1 protein-coding gene is annotated in these 4,280 nt (G+C 72.6%); it reads right to left on the reverse strand.

Features of this window, described 5'->3' with window-relative positions; all coding sequences use genetic code 11:
• Positions 1-4,280: type I polyketide synthase (locus AD72_RS35005; RefSeq protein ID WP_156365531.1), on the reverse strand; the 4,280-nt coding region annotated here is incomplete at both ends.

Raw genomic sequence — 4,280 nt, forward strand, 5'->3', positions numbered from 1 at the left:
AACACTCCCCCGCAGATTCGCGAACCAGTACCCCGGATCGAGTTCCTCGGTGATCCAGTCCGAGCGCAGGGTGGAGAACCACGGCACCCGCGGGGCGGCGCACCGGATCCCGGCCAGTCCCTCGGTGATCGGCTCCGCCAGGGGCTCCATCAGCGGGGAATGCGAGGCATAGTCCACCGGAAGCAGCCGGGTCCGCACCCCGTCCCCGACGGCTTCGGCCAGCACGGCCTCGACCTCGCCGAGCGCGCCGGAGATCACCACCGAGGTGGGTCCGTTGACCGCGGCCACCACGACCGAATCCCGGCCTGCCAAGCGTTTCCGTACGGCATCCGGGCTCTCCGCGAGGGACCCCATCGCGCCCGAACCGGCCACCGCGCGCAGGGCCAGTGCCCGGGAGACCACCACCCGGGCTCCCTCGGCGACCGATAGTGCACCCGCGACCACCGCGGCCGCGATCTCGCCCTGTGAATGCCCGAGGACCGCGGCGGGTTCGATCCCGGCCGATTCCCACAGCGCGGCAAGGGAAACCATCACCGCCCAGGAAACCGGCTGCACGACCGCGACATCGTCCAGTTCCGCACCGGATCGCAGTACCGCGAGCACATCCGGGCCGCCCGCGGCCAGCACCGCGGCCGCGCACTCGGTGAGCCGGTCCCGGAAAACCGCGGAACACTCCAGCAATTCCGCACCCATACCGGCCCACTGCGCACCCTGACCGGGGAACACGAACACCACCCCGCGGGAATCGGCCATGGCGGCGGACACCGAGCCGCGCACGACCGAGGCCGGTTGTCCCCCTTCCGCGAGGGCTCGCAGGTGCGCCGCCACGTCCGGGTGTTCGGTCCCGGCGAGCACCACGGCACGTTCCTCGAAACCGGTGCGGCGCACCAGTCCGGCTGCGGTCGCGTCCGGATTCCCTGTCGTTTCCAGGTGTTCGGCCAGCGCCCCGGCCCCGGCGGCGAGCGCCTCGGGAGCACGCGCGGACAACGGGAGCGCCACGACGGGCTCGGGCTCCGCCGCGGTTTCGGGTTCGCGCGGGGGTTCCTCGAGGATCACGTGCGCATTGGTGCCGCTGATCCCGAAGGAGGAAACCCCGGCACGGCGCGGACGTTCGCCACGCGGCCAGGGGCGTTCCTCGGTGAGCAGGCGCACCGCTCCGGATTCCCAGTCCACATGCGGGCTCGGCGCGTCCACGTGCAGTGTCGGGGGCAGTACCGCGTGGCGCATGGCGAGCAGTGTCTTGATCAGCCCGGCGAGCCCGGCGGCGGTCTGGGTGTGGCCGAGGTTCGATTTCACCGAGCCGATCCAGAGCGGTTCCGTGCGTTCCGCGCCGAACACCTCGAGCAGCGCGCCCGCCTCGATCGGGTCGCCGAGCGCGGTTCCGGTCCCGTGCGCCTCGACGGTGTCGATGTCCGCGGCCGCCAGTCCGGCATCGTCGAGCGCGGACCGGATGACGCGCTGCTGGGCCAGTCCGTTCGGCGCGGAAAGCCCGTTCGAGGCACCATCGGAGTTCACCGCGGTCCCGCGGACCACCCCCAGCACCCGATGCCCTTCGGCGCGGGCCACGGACAACCGCTCCACGAGAATCACCGCCGCCCCTTCGGAGAGCGCGAAACCGTCGGCGGCGGCCGCGAAGGGCTTGCACCGGCCGTCCGGGGCCAGACCACGCTGGCGGCTGAACCGGATGAACTGATCGGGATTCGACATGATCATCGCGCCGCCGACGAGCGCCCGTTCGCACTCCCCCGCGCGCAGTCCGCGCACCGCGAGATGCAGCGCAACCAGCGAGGAGGAACACGCCGTGTCCAGGGTCAGCGCCGGGCCCTCCAGGCCGAGCACGTACGCGATCCGGCCCGAGGCCACGCTGTTGGCCACGCTGGTCGCCAGATGGGCCTCGGCGGTGTCCTCACCGCGCAGCAGGCGCGCGTAGTCCTGATCGGCCATGCCGATGTAGACACCGGTGCGGCTGCCGTGCAGCGAGCGGGGATCGATGCCGCCGCCCTCGATCGCCTCCCAGGCGCACTCCAGCAGCACCCGCTGCTGCGGATCCATCGCCAGGGCCTCCCGGGGGGAAATCCCGAAGAACCCCGCATCGAACTCACCGGCACCGGTCAGGAAACCGCCACGGTCCACTGTGGACCGTCCGGTGGCGTCCGGATCCCGGTCCACGAGCCCGGCGGGCCAGCCGCGATCGGTGGGAAAGCCGGACAGTACATCCACGCCACCGTGCACCACTTCCCAGATGTCCTCGGCGGAGCGGACCTCCCCGGGGAACCGGCAGCCGACCGAGACCACGACCACCGGATCCTCCTCCGGCGAACCGGAATCGGAAACCGTGGCGCGAGCGCTGGAATCGGTGCCCGCCAACCGGGACACCAGCCAGTCCGCCAGCCGTGCCGGAGTGGGATGGTCGAAGACGATCGTGGTGGCCATGGTGATTCCGGTGGCCTCGAGCAGGGCGCGGCGCAGCTTGACCGCGCCGAGCGAATCGACCCCGATCTCGGAGAATGCCCGGTGCATATCGATCGCCGCCGGATCGGGATGGCCGAGGACCGTGGCCAGCTCGGTGCGGACGAGTTCGGCGACGATCCGCTTGGCCTCCTCGGGTTCGGCTTCGGCGACCCGCGCGGCGAAGGCACCGCTCCCGGATTCCTGCCCGATCTCGGTGTCCACAGTGGACGGTTCGAGCGCCGCGCGCACCTCGGGCAGCTCGTCCAGCAGCGGGCTGGGGCGGGAACTGGTGAACACCGGGCCGAAGGCGGCCCAGTCCACCTCGGCGAGCGCGAGCTGCCGGTCACCGCGGGCGAGCGCCCGCCCGAGCCCGGTGAGCGCGGGTTCCGGGTCGATCAGCGGAACACCGCGGCGGGCCAGGATCTCGGTGAGGGATTCGGCGATCATCCCACCGCCCGACCACGGTCCCCAGGCCACCGAGAGCGCCGGGCGCCCGAGCGCGCCGCGGCGGGCGGCGAGCGCGTCCAGGTGCGCGTTCGCCGCGGCATAGGCGCCGTGCTCGGCGACTCCCCACACCCCGGAGATCGAGGAGAACAGCACGAACGCGTCCAGTTCGCGGTCACCGAGCGCGGCGTCCAGATTCTCCGCGCCCACGACCTTCGCGGACAGCACCTGCTCGTATTCCCCGGCGGTGAGTTCGGCCAGACGGGTCAGTTCCATCGCTCCCGCGGCGTGCACCACGAGGTCCGGCGGGTACTGCTCGACGAGTTCCGCGACCGCGAGCGGATCGGTCACATCGCGGGCCAGCACGGTCAACCGGGTGCCCCGGTCCTCGAGTTCGGTGCGCAGTTCGGCGATGCCCTCGGCCTCCGGTCCGCGCCTGCTGACGAGCACGAGGTGATCGATCTCCTCGAGCCAGCGCGCGAGGTGGGCACCGAGCGCCCCGGTGCCGCCGGTCACGATGGCCGTACCGCGCGGCCGGACCTGGCCTGCCGTCCGGGGACCCGCGGCCCGGCACAGCCTTCGGCCGAACAGCTGCGTCCCGCGGATCGCGAGCTGGTCCTCTCCGTCACCGCGCAGCACGGCCCGCACCAGGTCCGCGGCCACGGAGCCGTCCCCGATGCCGGGCAGGTCGATGAGCCCGCCCCAGCACTCGGGGTGCTCGAGCGCGGCGACCCGGCCGAGGCCCCAGAGCTGAGCGGCGTACGGATCCGGTGCGTCCGCGGACGGTTCGAGGCCCTGCGGGGTGCTGTCCACGGCCACGGCATTCCGGGTGATGCACCACAGGCGGGCAGGCACATCCGTGGTCTCGGTGAGGGTCCGGAGCACGGTGATCGTGTCCAGCGCGGCCGGGTTCGCCGCACCCTCGCCGCTGCGTTCACCGAGCCCGAGCAGGCTCAGCAGCACCTCGGGGCGGTGCTCGCGCAGGGCCGCGGCGAGCCCGCTGCCGTCCTCCCCGGGAACGAACACCTGGATCGCGGCACCGGTCGCGGCGGCCAGTTCGGAGGCGAGCGCGGCGGTCGATTCGGCATCCTCGGGGACGGCGGGCACGAGCAGCAGCCAGCGCGCCGGGTCCGCGGGTGTTCCGGATGTGAGCGGCCGCCAGGTGATGCGGTACCGCCAGTCCTCGACGCGGCGTTCACTTTCCTGCCTGGCCCGCCATGCGGACAGCCGCGGAAACGCCTCGGCGAGCGTGCTGCCCGGATCGAGTTCGAGCGCGGCCGGATCGGCTTCATCCACGGCCCGCCACAGCTGCGCGGAGACCGGATCAGGCTGCCCGTCCGCGAGTTCCGGTTCGGCGGGCAGGGCCCAGTAGTGGGTGCGGCGGA

It is taken from the genome of Sciscionella sediminilitoris (genome assembly GCF_000737195.2).
Lineage (GTDB): Bacteria > Actinomycetota > Actinomycetes > Mycobacteriales > Pseudonocardiaceae > Sciscionella > Sciscionella sediminilitoris.